The following is an 18209-nucleotide window of genomic DNA, read 5'->3' on the forward strand; positions in this document are numbered from 1 at the left end:
CCTCCTCCACCCGCCCCGATCCCGATAACCTTGTGTCATGCCTGACTCCGCGTCCTCGCAGCCCGCCCAGCCCGCCGACCCCGCCCGGTCCTCCGGCGGCCACTGGCCAGCGCCCACGGCCGAGCGCCCGGTGCGCGCGCGGCTCTCCCTGCCGGGGTCCAAGTCGATGACCAACCGCGCGCTGATCCTGGCCGCGCTGTCGGAGACCCCCTGCCTGGTGCGCCGCCCCCTGGCCAGCCGGGACAGCGAGCTGATGGTCGGCGCCCTGCGCGCCCTGGGCGTGGAGGTCTCCCCCGCGGGGGACTCGGGCGGGGACCTGGCGGTCACCCCCGCTCCGCTGCGCGGCCCGGCCTCGGTCGACGTCGGCAACGCGGGCACGGTGATGCGGTTCGTGCCGCCCCTGGCGGCCCTGGCCTCCGGAACCGTCGGCTTCGACGGCGACCCGCGTGCACGCGAGCGCCCGGTGGGCGAGCTCCTGGACGCCCTGCGCGCGCTGGGCGCCGACATCGACGACGGCGGCCGCGGAGCCCTGCCCCTCACCATCCACGGCACCGGCGCCGTACGCGGCGGCGAGGTGACACTGGACGCGTCCGGCTCCTCCCAGTTCGTGTCCGCCCTGCTCCTGAGCGGCGCCCGCTTCACCGAGGGCGTGCACGTGCGCCACTCCGGCCCGCCCGTGCCCTCCCAGCCGCACCTGGACATGACCGTGGAGATGCTGCGTTCGGCCGGGGTGACCGTGTCCACCGCCGAGAACTCCTGGAGGGTCGGGCCCGGACCGGTCAAGGCAGCCGACATCACCGTGGAGCCCGACCTCTCCAACGCGGCGCCCTTCCTCGCCGCGGCCCTGGTCAGCGGGGGCGAGGTGACCGTCGAGGGCTGGCCGGAGCACACCACCCAGCCCGGCGACGCGCTGCGCTCGCTGTTCACCCGCATGGGAGGCGAGGTGTCGCTCTCCCCCGAGGGGCTCACCCTGCGCGGCACCGGCCGGATCCTGGGCCTCGACACCGACCTGCGCGACGTGGGTGAACTCACCCCCACCATCGCCGCCGTGGCCGCACTGGCCTCGACCCCCTCACGGCTGACCGGCATCGCGCACCTGCGCCGCCACGAGACCGACCGCATCGCCGCGCTGGCCGCCGAGGTCAACCGGCTGGGCGGCGACGCCGAAGAACTGCCCGACGGCCTGGTCATCCGTCCGCGACCGCTGCACGGCGGGGTGTTCCACTCCTACGACGACCACCGGATGGCCACGTCCGGTGCGGTGATCGGGCTCGCGGTGCCCGGTGTGGAGGTGGAGAACATCGCCACCACGCGCAAGACCCTGCCCGACTTCCCGGGCCTGTGGGCGGAGGCGCTGGCATGAGCCGCACGCGGGGCGGAGGGCGCCACCTGGACGAGGACGACATCCGTGTGCGCGCCCGGGGCGGGTCCAAGCCCCGCACCCGCAACCGGCCCAAGCACGAGAACGCCGTGGAGGGCATGGTCACCGCGGTCGACCGGGGCCGGTACCGCTGCCTGGTGGAGGGCGTCCCCGTCGTGGCGATGAAGGCCCGCGAACTCGGCCGTGGGTCCATCGTCGTCGGCGACCGCGTCGACGTGGTCGGCGACCTGTCCGGCAGGCCCGACACCCTGGCCCGGGTCGTGCGGGTCAGGGAGCGCGAGTCCGTACTGCGGCGCACGGCCGACGACACCGACCCGGTCGAACGGGTGATCGTCGCCAACGCCGACCAGTTGGCGATCGTGTGCGCCCTGGCCGACCCCGACCCGCAGCCCCGCTTCGTGGACCGCTGCCTGGTCGCCGCCTACGACGCGGGGCTCGACCCGCTCCTGTGCCTGACCAAGGCCGACCTGGCCGGCCCGGACGAGCTGCTGCGCGTGTACGAGCCCCTGGGCGTGCCCTACGAGGTCCTCGGACCCGAGAGCGATCCCACCGGACTGCGCGCCCGCCTGGACGGCCGCACCACCGTGTTCGTCGGCTCCTCGGGTGTGGGCAAGTCCACCCTGGTCAACCGGCTCGTTCCCGGGACCGACCGGGCCGTGGGCCACGTCAACGCGGTCACCGGCCGCGGCCGCCACACCTCCACGTCGGCCGCCGCGCTGCCGTTCGAGGGCGGCTGGCTGATCGACACCCCGGGCGTGCGCAGCTTCGGACTGGCGCACATCGCCCCGGAGGACATCGTCGGGGGCTTCCCGGACCTGGCCGGGGCCGCCGAGGACTGCCCGCCCGCGTGCTCCCACCAGCCCGAGGCCCCCGACTGCGCCGTCCAGGCCGCCCTGGAGCGCGGGGAGCTGGACCCGGACCGGGTGGCGTCGCTGCACCGTCTGCTCGCCAGCCGCGAGGGCGAGACCGACGAGACGTGAGACCGCCGGGGCCGGGTCCCGCGGGCCTCAGCCGGCCGGAGACCCCCCGGGGGCCGGTTCGGCGGTACCGGTGACGTGTGCCCGCCCCCAGGCGCCGAGCGGGCTCAGAGCCTCGTTCAGGGACCTGCCGAGCCCGGTCAGCGAGTACTCGACCCGGGGCGGCGGCTCCCGGGAGGCCTTCACCGAGCACGAGGAGAGTCCCTGTCCGCCGTGACCGGGGCCGTGTTCGTCGGCGGGGACGCCGGGCTGGCCGACCTGCACGACGTGGCCCTGCTCAGCGCGGTGAACCGCATGTTCGCCGGGGTCGCGCACGCCTTCGCCCTGGTCCGGAACGAGGACGTGTGTCTGGGGGAGTTCGCCTCCCTGCTCTCCGACTGGCTCACCGCGATGACCGTCGGCGTCCACACCAGCGCCGAACGGCTGGAGAGCGGCGACTACACCACCGGTGTCGTCTCCAACCTCGCCATGCAGGTACGGGGCGACCGGACGCTGCTGCGCACCGCCGAGGAACAGGGCGTGAGCACCGCGCTCCTGCTCCCGTACGCGGAGATGATGGAGCGCCGCCTGGCCCAGGGGCACGGCGACGAGGACGGCACGGGGGTCGTCGACCTGCTCGCCGTGCCCCGAGGCTGAGGCCCGGCGCGTCTACACCTCGACGGTCCCGCCGCACCGCCAGTACCGGGTGCGGTCGCACTCAAGGAAGCCCTCGTCGAGCAGCCCGCGGCGGAGCACCGACACGTTCGCGCTGAATCCGCGCAGGACCGTGTTGACCTCGGCCGCGCTGTAGCGGACCCCGGGCTCGAAGGCGCGGGCGACCTGGTCGAGCAGGACCAGACGGGCGGAGCGGCGCACCGGGATCGCGGTGATCCGCCCGTCCGGCATGTGGGAGCGCAGCACCTCCTGGCGCTCGCGCTCCGTCAGCGGCCCCTCCGGCACGCCCGCCACCTCCTCAGCGGCCGACCAGCAGCATCCCGTGCACGACCGTCTCGACCCGGCGCGCGGCCTCGTCCGGGTCGATCGGCTGCAGCGAGTACGACACCGTCAGACGCAGGGCGACGTCGGCGGCGGCCTCGGCCGCGGAGTCCGCCAGGCCCGGGTCGTGCCTGCCCAGCAGGGCGGTGATGCGCTCGCCCAGGACCTCCAGGAGGGGCTCCGACCTCGTGGTGAGGACCGGGAGGAGCCCGTGGTCGCCGGTGACCACCGCGCGCAGCAGCGGGTTGTCCCGGGCGGACAGCAGCACCAGGCGGGTCGCCCGGCTCACCGCGTGCGGCGGGTCCCCGCCCTCCTCCAGGAGGCGCACCACCCTGTCGAGCAGCGCGTTGACCTCGCGCACCACCACGGCCTGGAGCAGGCCCTCCTTGCTGCCGAACACGTTGTACAGGGTCTGGCGGGACACCTGGGCGACCGCCGCGATGTCCGCCATGCGCCGACCGGCCCATCCGCCGGAGACGACCTCGGCGTAGGCGGCGTCCATCAACCGCTCCCGTGCCGAGGCTCCCTCGGCACGGCTCTGCCCGCTCCCGGTGTCCATGTCCCCATCCTCGCATCCGGCCCCGCGAGTAGCACCTCCGCCGCGTTTCCGCCTTTCCCGCGTAACTAACGCTCTGGTCACGCGCGTGTGCCACTTTGGCCATGTTCGTGCCCGGGAGGGTAGCGTTACCGGTCATGGCGTCCTTCGACGATGATCTGCGGCTTGCCCACGTGCTCGCCGACGCGGCCGACGACCTCGCTCTCAAGCGTTTCCGCGCGCTTGACCTCGTGGTCGACACCAAGCCCGACCTCACCCCCGTCACCGAGGCCGACCGGATGGTCGAGGAGACGCTGCGCGGCGTGCTCTCCCGCGCCCGGCCGCGTGACGCCGTGGTGGGCGAGGAGTACGGCAGGACCGGCAGCAGCAACCGGGTGTGGGTCATCGATCCCATCGACGGCACCAAGAACTACGTGCGCGGCGTGCCGGTGTGGGCGACCCTGATCGCCCTGCTGGAGGGCGACCGCCCCGTCGTGGGCGTGGTGTCCGCCCCGGCCCTGCACCGCCGCTGGTGGGCCTCCAAGGGCGGCGGCACCTGGCAGGGCCGCGGCCTGTCGAAGGCCTCGCGCTGCCACGTCTCGAAGGTGTCGGAGCTGTCGAACGCCTCCCTGAGCTTCTCCTCGCTGACCGGCTGGGAGGAGCAGGGCCGCCTCGACTCCTTCCTCGGGCTGACCCGCTCGGTGTGGCGCACCCGCGCCTACGGCGACTTCTGGTCGCACGTGATGGTCGCCGAGGGCGTCGTGGACGTCTCCGCCGAGCCGGAACTGTCGCTGTGGGACGCCGCGCCGCTGCCGATCATCCTGGAGGAGGCGGGCGGGCGGGCCACCGACCTGCGCGGTGAGGGCTTCGAGGACGGCGGTCCGCTCGTGTGCACCAACGGCATGGTCCACGACCAGGTACTGACCTGGCTCAACGGCGGTCCCACACCCCTGCGCCGGAACTGACCCGCACCGCGTCCCGGCCCCTCCGGCGCGGGGTCGGCACCAGCGACCCGAGATTCCTCACGACCAGGGTGAACCGGATCCGCCCTTCCCAGTGATAAGTCTGTTGAAACCCCGCCACCCCCGCGGGCATCCCGGTCCCGCCCCGCGGTGGCCGGACCTCACAGACATCACGGGAAGGGGCCGAATGCTGCGTTCCCTCACAGCCGGGATCGTGCTGGCCTTCGCCGGTTCACGGGCCAACGTCGCCCGGACCATCCTGTCCTGCGCGGGCATCGTCGTCGGCGTGGGCGCCCTGGTCATGGTGGTCACCGCCAGCGACCTCGGCCAGCGGTTCGCCACCGCCTACAGCGAGGCCAACGCGGGCCGCCCGGCCACCCTCCAGGTCACCGTGTTCGGCCAGGTCACCGACCGCGCCGCCTTCGAGGAGGACCTGCTCCGCGCGGGCGGCCAGGACATCTCGGTCTACCACACGCCCTCCGAGACACCGATGGTCCGCTCCGGCGGCTCGGTGGTCCCCGAGGTGCAGTTCCTCGGCGTGGACACCGCCCTGGGCGACATCCGGCGGATGAACATGGCCGAGGGCCGCTGGTTCACCGAGGCCGACGCCGAGTCGCTGGCGCCGGTCATGGTCGTCAACCAGCCGCTCGCCGACACTCTCGGCGACCTCACACGGGTCCAGGTCGGCACCGACCAGTGGATGGACGTGCGCGTCGTCGGCGTCCTGGAGAGCTCCGCGCTGGACCTCGGCTGGTACAGCGCCTACCTCCTGCGCTCCCCCGCCTCCGACGACCTGCTCTTCGGTTCCTCCTCCGGCACCGGCGGAGAGGGAGAGGAGGAGGGTGGCCCGTTCGCGATGATGGGCACCCAGACCACCTACCAGGTGCGGATCGACCCCCGGGACCCGGCGGCGCAGGACCCGTGGGGCGAGGTCTTCACCGAGCGCCTGGCGTCGGCGTCGTGGCGCTGGGGCATCGAGGACACCGAGAGCATCTCGTCCCACCGGGCGGACTACGCCGAGGAGGTCGAGGAGATCATCACCTACATGTCCTGGGGCCTGACCGGCATCGCCGTCATCACCCTCACCACCGGCCTGCTCGGCGTACTCAACGTCGGCCTGGTCACCGTGCGCGAGCGCCGCCGCGAACTGGCGACCTACCGGGCCCTGGGCGCGAGCCGGTCCACCCTGTTCGTGGCCGTGGTCATGGAGTCGGTGGTGGTGTCGCTGGTGGCCGGGATCATCGCCCTCGCCGGATGCTGGGCCGCGGTGACCGCGGGCGGCGCGGTACTGGAGCGCTTCGTGTCGCTGCCCGACGACGTCCCCCTGAACATCCCCGCCTCCGGAGTACTCGTCGGCCTGGGCAGCGCCGCCCTGGTCGGGCTGCTGGCCGGGATCATCCCCGCGATGCGTGCACTGCGGGCATCCGTCGTCGCCGGACTCCGGGAATAGGAGACACACACGTGAAGAAGTGGATCATCATCGGCGCGGTCCTGGTCGTGGTCCTCGGGCTGTTCGGGTCCGGCTACCTGCTGGTGTCGCGTCTGGGCGGCGGGACGGACCTGCCCCCGGAGGAGTCCGCCCTGGACACGGGCGGCGCACCGGTCGAGGTGGAGATGGGCGAGGTCAGCTCCGAACTGGTGCTGGACGCCGCCGTCCGGGCCGAGCCCGGCGAGGACGTCAAGGCCCGCAACGGAGGAACGGTCGCCCACCTGTGGGTGGGTGAGGGCGCCGAGGTCGAGAGCGGAGCGCCGATCGTGAACGTGAAGGTGCCCGACGGGTCGGCACCCGTCACCGGGGACGGCGGAGAGGCCCCCTCCGCCCCCGCGACCAGGGAGACCACCCTGTACGCGCCGGCGGGCGGCACGGTGTCAGGGCTGGAGGACGTACTGGTCGGCGACGTGCTGGAGCCCGGCTCGGTGGTGGCCACGGTCGCTCCGGACGAGTTCCGCGCCGTCGCCTCCATCCCGCCCAACGACCTCTACCGGTTCTACGAGGAGCCGGGGGACATCCTGCTCCAGATCGACCAGGGGCCGCCCGCCTCCGAGTGCGCGTTCCTGTCCCTGGGCGCGGTCGAGGACGGTGGCGCGGCCCCGGAGGAGGGCGGAGCCGGCGGCGGCGGTGGCGGTGGCGCGGAGCTGGCCTGCCGGGTGCCCGCGGACCTGGAGGTCTTCGACGGGGTCCGGGGCAAGCTGTCCGTCAGTACGGGCAGGGCGGAGAACGTCCTGGTCGTCCCGGTGACCGCCGTACGCGGCAACGTGGACTCGGGTGAGGTCGTGGTGATCGCCGGCGACGGGACCGAGGAGACCCGCGAGGTGGAGCTCGGGGTGTCCGACGGCTCGCTCATCGAGGTCACCAAGGGGCTGAGCGTCGGTGACATGGTCCTGGACCCGGTGCCGCTCGACCCCCGCTTCGACGTCCCCGGGGGGCAGGACTCCGAGGAGGAACCCCTCACCGAGGAGGAGATCGCGGTGGAGGAGGTGGAATAGGTGTCCGTCGACACAGCGGCCCCCGGAGCCATCACGCCTCGCCCCGGTTCCGCCCCCCTGCTGAACGTGGAGGGGGTCACCCGGCACTTCACGGTGTCGGGGACCCGGATCGACGTGCTGCACGACTGCACGTTCCAGGTGGAGCGCGGCGAGGTCGTGGCGATCGTCGGCCAGTCCGGTTCGGGCAAGTCCACCCTGTTGAACCTGCTGGGCCTGCTCGACCGGCCCAGCGGCGGCACCTACACGTTCGACGGGGTGGACACCACCCGCCTGGGCGAGGGGCCGCGGTCCCGCCTGCGGGGCGAGGGCGTCGGCTTCGTGTTCCAGCAGTTCCACCTGCTGGAGCGACGCACCGCCCTGGCCAACGTCGGCGTGCCGATGGTGCTCGGCGGCGTGCCGCTGCTGCGCCGGAGGGCGCGGGCCCGCGAACTGCTGGAGGCCGTGGGGCTGGAGCACCGGCTGCACTCCCAGCCGCACCAGCTCTCCGGCGGTGAGCAGCAACGTGTGGCCCTGGCCCGGGCGCTGAGCCGGGAACCCGCCCTGATCCTCGCCGACGAGCCCACGGGCGCTCTGGACGCCGCCAGCAGCACCATGATCATGGAGCAGCTGCTGGAGCAGGCCAGGATCCGTGACGCGGCGGTGGTCGTGGTGACCCACGACCCCAGGGTGGCCGCGCGGACCGACCGCGTGGTGGAACTGGTGGAGGGCCGCACCCGCTGAGTGTGTGCCGCCCGGTTCCCCGGGCGGCACACGAACCCCGGCACGGGGCCGTCCCGGAACGCAGAAACGCCGGGTGCGCAATCGCACCCGGCGTTTCCCTGGTAGCGGGGACAGGATTTGAACCTGCGACCTCTGGGTTATGAGCCCAGCGAGCTACCGAACTGCTCCACCCCGCGTTGTTGTGTCTCCATTCTAGAGGCTTTCACCTCCGGGAGCAAATCGGCTTTCCGCTTGGAAAACCGTGGAGACTCCCCTTCGGCCAGTCGGTTTCCCCACCGGCCTGAGACCAGCCTACCAGGGCCTGAGTCCCGGTCCGACCATGTGGGCGCATCCCTTCGGGCGCGTCCTTTCCGAATACCGCCGAAAAGGCGGGAACCGGAAAACCAACGGACCCGGGATTTCTCCCGGGTCCGGGTCTGGTAGCGGGGACAGGATTTGAACCTGCGACCTCTGGGTTATGAGCCCAGCGAGCTACCGAACTGCTCCACCCCGCGTTGTTGTGTCTCCACATTAGCGCGCTCCGGGCGAGAACCCAAATCAGCGGAGCGAGACGTGGGCCACCCGGCTGACGAGCGCGTCCGGACCGGACAGAACGAACGGGGCGGGGCCCGGGGGCCCCGCCCCGCACCGGTGCGGAGAACGGCGGACTACTCCTCGTTCATCTGCTCCTCAAGGGCCTCCAGGGCCTCACGCAGGCGCTCGTTGGCCTCCTCGTTCGACTCCTGGGCCTCCTCCCAGGCCTCGACGGCCTCGTTGAGGGCGTCGGTGAGCTCCTGGTCACCACCGCCGTCACCACCGCCGTCACCGGCTCCGGCCTCGGCCTCCTCCTCCGGAGGCGGCTCCTCGGCGCCTTCCTCCGGCGCCTGGGCCTCCCCGTCGAAGAGGTTGCTGAGCGCATCCGGCAGGCTGCTGCCGATCGCGACCTCCTCGCCGAAGCCGACCATGACCTGCTGCAGCAGCGGGAAGGAGGCGGCTCCGCCGCCACCGGCCTGCACGTACAGCGGCTCGACGTAGAGCAGGCCGCCCGCGAACGGCAGCGTGAGCAGGTTGCCCCGCGTCACCTCCGCGTTGGACTGCTCCAGCGGTAGCAGCACCTCGCGAACGTTCGCGTCCGCGTCGAAGGCGTTCTGCACCTGTCCAGGACCGAAGATCACCGTGCTCCGCGGCAGTTCCAGCAGCTTGAGCTGGCCGTAGTCCTCCGAGCGGGGATCGCTGTCCACCGCCATGAAGGCCGCCAGGTTCTCACGGCCGCGCGGCACGAACGTGCTGGTCAGCGAGAAGGTGGCCTCCTCCTCGTCCGGGTAGTGGATGGTCTGGCGGTAGGGCGGCTCGGGTGCCTCGGTACCGCCGGTCGGGTCGTTCGGGACCGACCAGAAGTCCTGACCGCCGTAGAAGGCGGAGGCGTTCGTCACGTGGTACTCGCGCATGATCTCGCGCTGCACCTTGAACAGGTCGTCCGGGTACCGCAGGTGGTCGACGAGATCGTCGCTCATCTCGCCCCGGTCGGTGATGACGCCCGGGAACGAGTCCATCCACGTCTGCAGGACCGGGTCCTCCTCGTCCCAGGCGTACAGGGTGACCGAGCCGTCGTAGGCGTCGACGGTGGCCTTCACCGAGTTGCGGATGTAGTTGACCTCGTTGCCCGGCAACGCGCCGACCTGCTGGATCGAACCGTCCGTGAAGGTGTCGGTCACCGCCTGGGTGAAGTCGATCGGAGACGCGTACGGGTAGCCGTTGGACGTGGTGTAGGCGTCCACGATCCACGAGACCTTGCCGTCGACGACCGCCGGATAGGGGCGGCTGTCCACGGTCAGGAACGGGGCGACCTTCTCGACGCGCTCCACCGGATCGCGCTCGTAGATGATGCGCGAGTCGCTGGCGATGGCGCTGTTGAGCAGGATGTTCGGTTCCTGGTACTTGATCGCGTACAGGACACGGTCGAAGAAGCTGCTCAGCTGGACGCCGCCGCTGCCCTCGTAGCGGTTGTAGGCCTGGGAGCCGCCGGACGTGCCCTCGGCGCCCTCACCGCCCTCGGCGGCGGGCTCCTCCTCGGCCTGCTCGGCGTCCTCCTGGCCCGTGCCCTCCTGGTCGGCGTCGGACGGGGCCCGCGCCTCGTCCGGACTCGGGCTGACCTCGGTATCCACGGCGTCCTCGGGAGTCGGCACGTCGCCCGTGTCCTCCTCCGAGTCGAGGGGGTAGTCGTACTCCTCCTCGGCCTGGACGATGACGTAGTCGGCGCCCTCGCGGCCGTAGTAGATGCGCGGCTCGTACTCGCCGACGACGTCGCTCAGCTCACCGCGCGGCGGGATGTTGTACTCGGTGAAGACCGGGCGGCCCTCGGCGTCGATCTGGGTGCCGGCGGCGGCGACCATGCCGTAGCCGTGGGTGTAGATCAGGTGCCGGTTGAGCCAGTTGTTCTGGTCCGAGGGCGGTCCGTCCAGTTCGCGGACGGCCACGATCGTGTCGATCAGGTTGCCGTCGGTGTCCGGGTAGCGGTCGACCTCCAGCACCTCGGGGAACTGGTAGAAACCGCGGACCTGCTGCATCTGCTGGAAGGTCTGCGAGACCACGGAGGGGTCGACCAGGCGCACCGTGGTGCCCTGGGACTCCTCCACCAGGTCCTGCGCGCTGAGCTCGGTGGTGGCGTCGTAGGCCTGCACCTCGGCGTCGGAGATGCCGTAGGCGTCGCGCGTGTGCTCGATGTTGCGCTCGATGTAGGGGCTCTCCAGGCGCTGCTCGTTCGGGTCGACCTGGAAGTTCTGCACGATCGCGGGGTAGGCGGCACCGACCAGGATGGCGGACAGCACCAGCAGTCCGAGGCTGGCCATGGGGACCATGGTGTTCTTGAAGTAGATGTTGGCGAAGAACAGCACGGCGCAGATGACCGAGATGACCGTGAGGATCAGCAGGGCGGTCTTGACCGCGTTCACGTCGGTGTAGGAGGCACCGAAGGTGTAGCCGCGCTCGGAGAAGACCAGTCCGTAGCGGTCCAGCCAGTAGGAGCAGGCACGCAGCAGCACGAACACGCCCAGCAGCACCGACAGGTGCACACGGGCGGCGGGAGTGGCGCGCTGACCGGAGTCGTTCTGGAGGCGGACGCCGCCGTACAGGTAGTGGACGACCACCGCGGCGATGAACGCCAGGATGACCGCCGCGTACAGGTAGCCGAGCAGGACGCGCAGGAACGGGTAGACGAACGCGAAGAACGCGACGTCCATGCCGAACTCGGGGTCGTCCACACCGAACTCGGTGCTGTTCATGAACTGGAGGTAGGAGCGCCAGTCACCGCTGGCCGCGACTCCGGCCAGCAGGGCGAGGGCGCCCACGGCGATCCAGAAGAACAGCTTGCGGTGCGGGTCGATGGACTGCCGGTAGCGGTCCAGGCCCTGCTGTTCCAGGCTCATCGGCCGGATACCGGGCCGTGAGCGGTAGGCGAAGAAGATGCTCGCGCCGACGATGACGGCCATGACGAGGCCGGAGACGGCGAACAGCAGTACACGGGTCCACAGCTCGGTCAGGAAGACCGAGGTGAACCCGACGGATCCGAACCACTTGTAGTCGGTCCAGAAGTTCGCGGCGAGCATCAGCCCCGCGATGATGACGACCACGGTCGCTGCGACTGGCGCGAGCAACCTTGATCGGCGAGGCATACGCGCAGGTGGTGCGCCGGGCGATCGGAAGCTCACGCCTCCCCCTCGGTTGGCTTGGTAGGTGCGTTCGGTGACGCGTGTGGCGCCCTGTTACTAAAAACTTAAACGGTGGTCCCTGGGTTCCCGAAACCACCCTCTTACGCATGACAAGGCTGCATCGTTGGTGTATCAGAGTGGCATCCGGGGTCACGTGGTGACCCTACTGTCCGGAAACGGAGACGGAAGGGTTTCCACATCGGTCACTATGGAAACGTGTCGAACATTCGCGAAGCCGTCATGGACCTCGAACGCCACGCCGCAGAGCAGGGCTGGGACCGGCCGCTGGGGCTGTACGCCCTGGTACCCACCTCCGACCTGCTGAAAGCGGAGCCCGCGCTGGCCGAACTACTGGGGATCGACTCCCCGATGGACCCCGACGAGTTGACCCCGGTCGAGCAGGAGCATTTGCCGGACGACGTCCCGCTGGAGGAGGCGCTGGGTCGCATCATGTGGCCCGAGGGCGTCGCCGGATGCGCTCTGGTGATGGAGCGCCTGGTGGTGAAGGGCTCGGACGAGACACTGACCCCCGGCGAGGACCCGAGCTCCTCCGAGAAGGAGACCGAGGAGATCCGCATGGTCGCGGGGGTGCTGCGCGACGGATCCCGCCACTGCGCGATGCGCATGCGCAGCCACGACAGCGAGTCGGAGGTGCTCAACGGTGCGGACCTGGTCCCCGCGCTGACCTCGGCGCTGGCGCTGACCCTGGACGTCGAGGAGGAGCCGGAGCGGGGCGAGGGGGAGCCGGAGCAGGGCTGAACCCGTCCTCTTGCCCGCTGAACGCCTGCCCAACCCCTGGGGGTGTCGTTCGGGCGCCGGCGGGGTTCTGGAGGATTCGTAGGTGGGACTGCGAGGAACGAGCCGTCACACCGGAGGATCCGAAGGTTCCCGCCCATAGGGCGCCCGAACACGGACTGAAGCGAAGCGGAAGTCCCAAAGCAAGCACTGCCTACTCGCAGCGGGGCAGCCCGTCCTCGCCGGCGCGGATGGCCTCAAGCGCGTCCACCGCGTCGGTGAGGGTCTCGACCCGCACCACGTCCAGCTCCCCGTAGGCGGCCGACTGGGACACCTGGGAGCAGCTGTCAGCGGCCACGAGGAAGTACTCGGCCCCGTCGCGCCGGGCGCTGACCATCTTCTGCTGGATGCCGCTGACCCCGCCGATCCGACCGTCGGCGGCGATGGTGCCGGACCCGGCGACGTCCGCCCCGCCGGTGAGGCTCTCCTCGCTGAGCCGGTCCATGATCCCGAGCGCGAACATCATGCCCGCGCTGGGTCCGCCGATGTCTCCGACGGTGATCTCCACGTCCACGGGGAAGTCCATCCGGTCGGTGATGAGCACACCGACCGCCGCGCCGCCCGACTCGTCCTCCTCGGCGGTGATCTCCACGTCGACGGCCTCACCGTCCCGCTCCAGGGCGAGCTCGACCGGGTCGCCGGGCTCGCGGTCGCCGACCATCTCCACGACCGCGGCGCTGCCCACGGGGCCCTCGGAGCCACCGCCGCCCTCGGTGGGCACGGGTTCGCCGTCCACGGCCAGGATGAGGTCGCCCTCCTCCACCACGCCGTGCGCGGGCATGCCCTCGACGGTGCCGCCGACCGCGGGGACGGCCTCGTACTCCATGCCGAGCTCGTTGAACGCGGCGGCGGTGGCTTCGGTCTGCGAGTCGTTCATCTGCACGGTCTGCCGCTCGGTGACCTCCTCGGGCGTGCGCCCGGCGGGGAAGAGGAGCTCCTCGGGCAGGACCGCCTGGGTGGGCGAGAGCCACGCGGTGACGACGGTGAGGAAGTCGAGCCGGTGCTGGGGCCCGCCCGCGTACTGCACGGTCACCATGGACAGGGAGCCGTCGTGCTCGTAGCTCCGCGCGCCCTCGACCTGGATGACCGGCTCCTCCCGGACCTCTCCGAGCGTGTCCACGGTGAGGCCGGGCGCGGCCACCAGGTAGGGAACGGGGAGGAGGAGGCTGCCGGCGCCGAGCCCGACGAGAAGGACGAGAGCGACAACGAGGGTCATGACACGACGAAGCATGCGCACAGCCTATTGCGGGTGGTGCCCCGTCGGCGTCCTTCCACGGCCGCACCCGGGACGGCCCGCACCGCGCCGCCCGCTCAGGGCGAGCCCACCCACTCGCTCCCGCCGTCCCCGAAGTCCTGCTGCTTCCAGATGGGCACCTGGGCCTTGAGGTCGTCGATGAGGCGGCGGCAGGCGTCGAACGCCTCCTCCCGGTGCTCGGCGGCCGCGGCCACGACCACGGCGGTGTCGCCGATCTCCAGCCGGCCGACGCGGTGCACCGCGGCCATCCTCACCACCGGGCGGCCCGGAACGGAGGTGTCGCCGAGCACCTTCTCCATGACGGCTCGCAGCTGCCCCTCCACCGTCGGGTGCGCCGAGTAGGCGAGCCGGGCGACGTCGCGGCCGTGGTCGTGGTCGCGAACGGTGCCGACGAACACGGCGGTGCCGCCCGCACGCGGGTCGGAGACCGCGGCGAGGACCTCGTCCACCGAGAGGGGGGTGTCGCGTACGGACGCGAGAGTGATCTCTTCCACGACACGACCGTACCAATCGGGCGTCGCCCCGTGTCGGTGGCCGCGCGCCGCGGGTCAGGCGCCCTTGCGCTTGCGCAGGTGGCGGATGGCGGCGGCGGTGCCGATGGCCGCGGCGGCGGCGCCGGCGGCACCGGCCGCGGTGATGGTGACCTCCTTGCGGCCCAGGCTGCGTCCCACCAGAGCGGGCCTGCCGCTCCTGGACTCCAGCAGTGCCGCCAGGGCGGCCCCGTTGTCGTAGCCGGGCTTCCACCCGGCGCCGCGCAGCACCGCGCAGTCCACCACGCACGGGTAGACGAGGAACTTCAGCTCCCCCTCCGCGGCCGGGGTGATCCGGGCCTGGTGCAGGCGGCGGACGGCACCGAAGGCCAGGTTGGCGGGGACCTCGAAGTGCTTCATCCCGGCGACGCTCTCCACCTCGCTCTGGGGGAGGGAGCCCTCGCTGGCCACGGCGACCACGCCGTCGGGGCCGTCCACCCCGTGCATGGCGCAGAAGGCCAGGGCGCTGGCCAGGTCGTCCTCGTGGCAGAACTGCCAGCGCTGCTCGTGCCCCTTGACGGTGAGCAGGCGGGGCGCGGAGAAGTGACGGCTGAGCAGGGTGTCGCGTTCGGGCCCCACAAGCGGCGCCGGGCGCACGACGGTCACGGTGAGGCTGGGGTGGGCGCGGCGGGCGCGCTCGGCGAGGGCCTCGGTCTCGGCGAAGTCGCCCATGAGTCCCTCGCTGTTGTCGGACACACGCGGGGCGTTCTCCGCGAGCGGCACGGGGTTGTCCGGAGCCGCGCCGTAGACCATGGTGCTGGTGACGAGGATGACGCGTGGGACCCCGGAGGCGGCCGCGGCGGTGAGGACCGTCTGGGCCGCGCGGATGTTGTACGCGCGGCGCCGCGCGGGACGGGTCTCCAGGGAGCGGTCGTCGGCGGTGTGCACGAGCACGTCGACCCCTCCGAGCCGGGAGACCAGCCCGGGGTCGCACACGTCGGCGATACGCCATGTGACCCCGCGCAGGTCGGCGAGCTCGTCGTCGATGGCGACGACTTCCCGGGGGGCCGCGGAACCTTCCGGCGTGGCCAGGCGTTGCACGAGGAGCCGGCCCACGCCGGACGCGGCACCGGTGACAGCGATCACCTTGCCCTTGCCGCCGGATGGGCTGTGCTCTGGGCGAACCTGGCTGCTTTCGGTATTCACTCCGGGCGACTCCCAGCTAACGTGACAGTGGAGACCAAACCTAATCCTGCCTGAGGTCTGATTGTGAGCGACCAGCCTTTCGGTTTCAGCATGCCGAACGATCCCGATGACGAGTCCGGACGCCACTCTGGCGACTCCGGCTCGGGTGCCGGCAGCGGCGGCCCGGGCGGAGGAGGCTCCGGAATGCCGGACGGCTTCCCGTTCGGCGACCCGCAGCAGATGGCCAACATGCTGCGCCAGTTCGCCGACATGATGTCGGCCCAGCCCGGTCCCGGAACCGGCGGCGAGGCCACGCCGTCGTCCGGGGTGAACTGGGGGATGGCCAAGGACGTCGCGCGCCAGACGGTCGCCCAGGAGGGCGATCCGAGTGTGCCGGTGTCCGACTACGCCAAGGTCGAGGAGGCGCTGCGCCTCGCCGACCTGTGGCTCGACCAGGCTACCGACCTGCCTTCGGGTGTCCACACCGCCCAGGCCTGGAGCCGGTCGGAGTGGATCGAGCGGACGATGGACTCGTGGGTGCAGCTGTGCGATCCGCTGACCAGCAGGACCGTCCAGTCCATGGGGCAGAACCTTCCCGAGGAGATGCGGTCCGTGGCGGGCCCGCTGCTGGGCATGATCCAGCAGATGGGCAGCATGATGGTCGGCCGCCAGGCGGGCCAGGCCGTCGGCGAGCTGTCCCGAGAGGTGGTCGGCACCGCGGACATCGGGATGCCGCTGGCCGGTGAGGGCAACGCCGCGCTGCTGCCCTCCGGCGTGGGGCGGTTCACCGAGGGCCTGGGGGTTCCCGAGGACGAGGTGCGGCTGTACCTGGCCGCGCGCGAGGCCGCCGTGCACCGGCTGTACTCGCACGTGCCGTGGCTGCGCTCGCACGTGTCCCGCCTGGTCAACGAGTACGCGGACGGGATGTCGTTCGACGTCAGCGGGCTGGAGGACCGGCTCGGTGAGATCGACCTCACCAACCCCGAGGCACTCCAGGAGGTCCTGGGCGGGGCCGGGGGCGAGGGGCTGCTCCAGCCCGAGGACACCCCGCAGCAGAAGGCGGCGCTGAACCGGCTGGAGACGGCCCTGGCGCTGATCGAGGGCTGGGTGGCCACCGTGGTCTCGTCGGCGGTGGCCGGACGGCTGCCGCAGGCGGACGCCCTGGCCGAGGCGACCCGGCGGCGCCGGGCGACCGGCGGGCCCGCCGAACACACGTTCGCCGCGCTGGTCGGCCTGGAGCTGCGCCCGCGCCGTCTGCGCGAGGCCTCCGTTCTGTGGTCCGCGCTGGAGGAGGCGCGCGGTGTGGAGGGCAGGGACGCGGTGTGGCAGCATCCCGACCTGATGCCCACCGGCGACGACCTGGACGACCCGGACGCGTTCGTCCACGGATCCGGGGAGTTCGGCGACGCCGACTTCGACATCTCCTCTCTGACCGGGGACGTCCCCGGGAAGGACGAGGCTTCCGGGGACCAGGGCCCCGGGAACGACGGCGAGCCCGGCAGCGGCCGGGGAGAGGACGCGTAGGTGTCGCTGCACGCGGACGCCCGGGCGGTGCTGGGTGCGTGGACGGCGCCCGACGCCCGGCAGGAGGAGCTGCGCCGTTCCTACCTTGAGCACCTGGAGGCGTACGAGGACGGGATGTGGCGTCACTGCCTGCCCGGCCACGTGACGGCGAGTACGGCGGTCGTGTCCGCCGACGGCTCGCGGGCGGTGCTCACCCTGCACCGGATCCACCGGATGTGGCTGCAGACCGGCGGTCACTGCGAGCCGGGGGACGCCACCCTGGGCGCGGCCGCCCTGCGCGAGGCCACCGAGGAGTCGGGGATCCGGGGGATCACACTGCTCCCCCGTCCGGTCCGGCTGGACCGGCACCCCGTGCCCTGCGGCGGCGGGAGCCTTCACCTGGACGTGCAGTACGCGGCGATCGCCCCCCAGGACGCCGTGCTGGTACGCGACCCCGACGAGTCCGCCGACCTGGGCTGGTTCCCGGTCGACGACCTGCCCGAGCCCTCCGACGACGCGTGCCGTGCCCTGGTCCGCGCCGCCGCCGAGGCGGTCGCCGCGCACCGTGGGACCGTCCGAGCCACCGGGGCCTGATCCGTCCGCCACTCCTGGAGCGAGGATGTCCGCGGCGCCGGCGGAGCGGAGGCGCCCTCACTCCTCGAAGGCGACCTCGGCCGTGTCGAGCTCCTCGTCGTCCTCTTCCGCGGAGGGGTCACAGGCCTCGCCGCGCGAGGCGGCGCTGAAGCCCTCCAGGTACCCGCGGGCGCGCTCGGCCTTGGGGTAGCGGCGCACCAGGTCCCAGAACTCCCGGCCGTGGTGCGGGATGAACAGGTGCGCGAGTTCGTGGATGAGGACGTAGTCGACCACCCATGAGGGCATCCCGGCGACGCGGCGGGAGATGCGGATCGTGCGGGTCTCGGGGGTGCACGATCCCCAGCGGGAGTTCTGGTTGTCCACCCAGCGCACGCTGTCGGGGAGCTCGGTGCCGCCCAGGTAGCGCCGGGCCAGTTCCAGCGCGCGCTCGTGGAGCTCGCGGTCACCCGGGTGGCGGCGCCCCTCCCGGGCTTCCAGCCGTTGCAGCATGCGGCCCACCCAGCGCTTTTCCTCAGCCTGGGAGAACGTGGCGGGCACGAGGACGACCGTGGTGTCCCCGTCCCTGTAGGCCGACACCGTGCGTCGGCGACGAGGACTGCGTCGTACCTCGACTTTGGTGTTCGAGGGCACAAAGTTTACGGTATCCGAGCGAGGCGCTCCCGCACAGGTGCACCTTGTCCCGTT

The 18209-nt window shown here is 71.9% G+C and carries 17 protein-coding genes, 2 tRNA genes and 1 pseudogene; 10 read left to right on the plus strand and 10 right to left on the minus strand.

What is annotated here, in order from left to right; all coding sequences use genetic code 11:
- Positions 1-37 precede the first annotated feature (37 nt).
- Positions 38-1363 carry a 3-phosphoshikimate 1-carboxyvinyltransferase gene (gene aroA, locus FYX01_RS08170; protein WP_150239186.1) on the plus strand — a complete coding sequence of 442 codons (1326 nt, stop codon included), beginning with the start codon at positions 38-40 and terminating at the stop codon, positions 1361-1363.
- Positions 1360-2361, plus strand: coding sequence for a ribosome small subunit-dependent GTPase A (rsgA, locus tag FYX01_RS08175; protein WP_150239188.1), 1002 nt, complete (start codon positions 1360-1362; stop codon positions 2359-2361). The genes aroA and rsgA overlap by 4 nt, the downstream gene beginning before the upstream one ends.
- Positions 2362-2388: 27 nt before the next feature.
- Here rsgA and FYX01_RS08180 read toward each other — a convergent pair.
- Positions 2389-2529 (minus strand): annotated as a pseudogene (locus tag FYX01_RS08180) (winged helix-turn-helix transcriptional regulator); the annotation flags it as partial.
- 42 nt (positions 2530-2571) lie between these two features.
- Between FYX01_RS08180 and FYX01_RS08185 the strand changes: the two are divergent.
- Positions 2572-2994, plus strand: a complete 423-nt coding sequence (locus FYX01_RS08185; RefSeq protein ID WP_223830350.1) for an imine reductase family protein — start codon at positions 2572-2574, stop codon at positions 2992-2994.
- Between the two features lie 12 nt (positions 2995-3006).
- On the opposite strand, the gene FYX01_RS08190 is transcribed toward FYX01_RS08185, so the two are convergent.
- Positions 3007-3297 (minus strand): DUF2087 domain-containing protein, encoded by a 291-nt coding sequence (locus FYX01_RS08190; RefSeq protein ID WP_150239190.1) that lies wholly within the window; start codon positions 3295-3297, stop codon positions 3007-3009.
- Between the two features lie 13 nt (positions 3298-3310).
- Positions 3311-3892, minus strand: coding sequence for a TetR/AcrR family transcriptional regulator (locus tag FYX01_RS08195; protein ID WP_150239192.1), 582 nt, complete (start codon positions 3890-3892; stop codon positions 3311-3313).
- A gap of 134 nt (positions 3893-4026) precedes the next feature.
- On the opposite strand from FYX01_RS08195, the gene hisN reads away from it, so the two are divergent.
- The 4 genes from hisN to FYX01_RS08215 all read left to right on the plus strand — a co-directional run bounded on the left by hisN (position 4027) and on the right by FYX01_RS08215 (position 8037).
- Positions 4027-4833: a histidinol-phosphatase gene (hisN, locus tag FYX01_RS08200; protein WP_150239194.1), complete on the plus strand. Its 807-nt coding sequence runs from the start codon at positions 4027-4029 to the stop codon at positions 4831-4833.
- Between the two features lie 184 nt (positions 4834-5017).
- Complete coding sequence (locus tag FYX01_RS08205; protein ID WP_150239196.1) at positions 5018-6280, plus strand: ABC transporter permease; 1263 nt, start codon at positions 5018-5020, stop codon at positions 6278-6280.
- An 11-nt stretch (positions 6281-6291) separates the two neighbouring features.
- Positions 6292-7317: a permuted SH3 domain-containing protein gene (locus tag FYX01_RS08210; RefSeq protein ID WP_150239198.1), complete on the plus strand. Its 1026-nt coding sequence runs from the start codon at positions 6292-6294 to the stop codon at positions 7315-7317.
- Positions 7318-8037 (plus strand): ABC transporter ATP-binding protein, encoded by a 720-nt coding sequence (locus FYX01_RS08215; protein ID WP_150239200.1) that lies wholly within the window; start codon positions 7318-7320, stop codon positions 8035-8037. It abuts the gene before it with no gap.
- A 99-nt stretch (positions 8038-8136) separates the two neighbouring features.
- Here the strand turns inward: FYX01_RS08215 and FYX01_RS08220 are convergent.
- From FYX01_RS08220 to FYX01_RS08230, 3 genes are all read right to left on the minus strand, one after another.
- Positions 8137-8213 (minus strand) — tRNA-Met (locus FYX01_RS08220).
- Between the two features lie 241 nt (positions 8214-8454).
- Positions 8455-8531 (minus strand) — tRNA-Met (locus tag FYX01_RS08225).
- Between the two features lie 153 nt (positions 8532-8684).
- The gene (locus FYX01_RS08230; protein WP_150239421.1) at positions 8685-11645 is read right to left on the minus strand and encodes a UPF0182 family membrane protein; all 2961 of its coding nucleotides are present in this window, start codon (positions 11643-11645) and stop codon (positions 8685-8687) included.
- A gap of 294 nt (positions 11646-11939) precedes the next feature.
- On the opposite strand from FYX01_RS08230, the gene FYX01_RS08235 reads away from it, so the two are divergent.
- Positions 11940-12482: a PPA1309 family protein gene (locus tag FYX01_RS08235; RefSeq protein WP_263363733.1), complete on the plus strand. Its 543-nt coding sequence runs from the start codon at positions 11940-11942 to the stop codon at positions 12480-12482.
- A 190-nt stretch (positions 12483-12672) separates the two neighbouring features.
- On the opposite strand, the gene FYX01_RS08240 is transcribed toward FYX01_RS08235, so the two are convergent.
- From FYX01_RS08240 to FYX01_RS08250, 3 genes are all read right to left on the minus strand, one after another.
- Positions 12673-13734: a YlbL family protein gene (locus FYX01_RS08240; RefSeq protein WP_150239425.1), complete on the minus strand. Its 1062-nt coding sequence runs from the start codon at positions 13732-13734 to the stop codon at positions 12673-12675.
- A 95-nt stretch (positions 13735-13829) separates the two neighbouring features.
- A complete protein-coding gene (locus FYX01_RS08245) occupies positions 13830-14267 on the minus strand; it encodes a molybdenum cofactor biosynthesis protein MoaE (protein WP_150239202.1) in 438 nt (145 codons plus the stop codon).
- A 54-nt stretch (positions 14268-14321) separates the two neighbouring features.
- A complete protein-coding gene (locus tag FYX01_RS08250; RefSeq protein ID WP_150239427.1) occupies positions 14322-15389 on the minus strand; it encodes an NAD-dependent epimerase/dehydratase family protein in 1068 nt (355 codons plus the stop codon).
- A gap of 123 nt (positions 15390-15512) precedes the next feature.
- Here FYX01_RS08250 and FYX01_RS08255 point away from each other — a divergent pair, with 123 nt between their 5' ends.
- Both FYX01_RS08255 and FYX01_RS08260 read left to right on the plus strand, forming a co-directional pair.
- Entirely contained in the window at positions 15513-16952 is a 1440-nt protein-coding gene (locus tag FYX01_RS08255) for a zinc-dependent metalloprotease (protein WP_150239204.1), read from the plus strand.
- Positions 16953-17525: an NUDIX hydrolase gene (locus FYX01_RS08260; protein WP_150239206.1), complete on the plus strand. Its 573-nt coding sequence runs from the start codon at positions 16953-16955 to the stop codon at positions 17523-17525.
- A 57-nt stretch (positions 17526-17582) separates the two neighbouring features.
- On the opposite strand, the gene FYX01_RS08265 is transcribed toward FYX01_RS08260, so the two are convergent.
- On the minus strand, positions 17583-18155 hold the full coding sequence (locus FYX01_RS08265; protein WP_150239208.1) for a M48 metallopeptidase family protein: 573 nt from the start codon (positions 18153-18155) through the stop codon (positions 17583-17585).
- Between the last annotated feature and the right edge of the window lie 54 nt (positions 18156-18209).

It is taken from the genome of Nocardiopsis quinghaiensis (assembly GCF_008638365.1).
Taxonomy (GTDB): Bacteria; Actinomycetota; Actinomycetes; order Streptosporangiales; family Streptosporangiaceae; genus Nocardiopsis; species Nocardiopsis quinghaiensis.

What these genes read in the sequence shown, in the direction of transcription:
- FYX01_RS08205 (WP_150239196.1), top strand. Translation starts at nt 5,018, where the DNA reads ATGCTGCGTTCCCTCACAGCCGGGATCGTGCTGGCCTTCGCCGGTTCA.
- aroA (WP_150239186.1), top strand. Translation starts at nt 38, where the DNA reads ATGCCTGACTCCGCGTCCTCGCAGCCCGCCCAGCCCGCCGACCCCGCC.
- rsgA (WP_150239188.1), top strand. Translation starts at nt 1,360, where the DNA reads ATGAGCCGCACGCGGGGCGGAGGGCGCCACCTGGACGAGGACGACATC.
- FYX01_RS08240 (WP_150239425.1), bottom strand. Translation starts at nt 13,734, where the DNA reads ATGACCCTCGTTGTCGCTCTCGTCCTTCTCGTCGGGCTCGGCGCCGGC.
- hisN (WP_150239194.1), top strand. Translation starts at nt 4,027, where the DNA reads ATGGCGTCCTTCGACGATGATCTGCGGCTTGCCCACGTGCTCGCCGAC.
- FYX01_RS08195 (WP_150239192.1), bottom strand. Translation starts at nt 3,892, where the DNA reads ATGGACACCGGGAGCGGGCAGAGCCGTGCCGAGGGAGCCTCGGCACGG.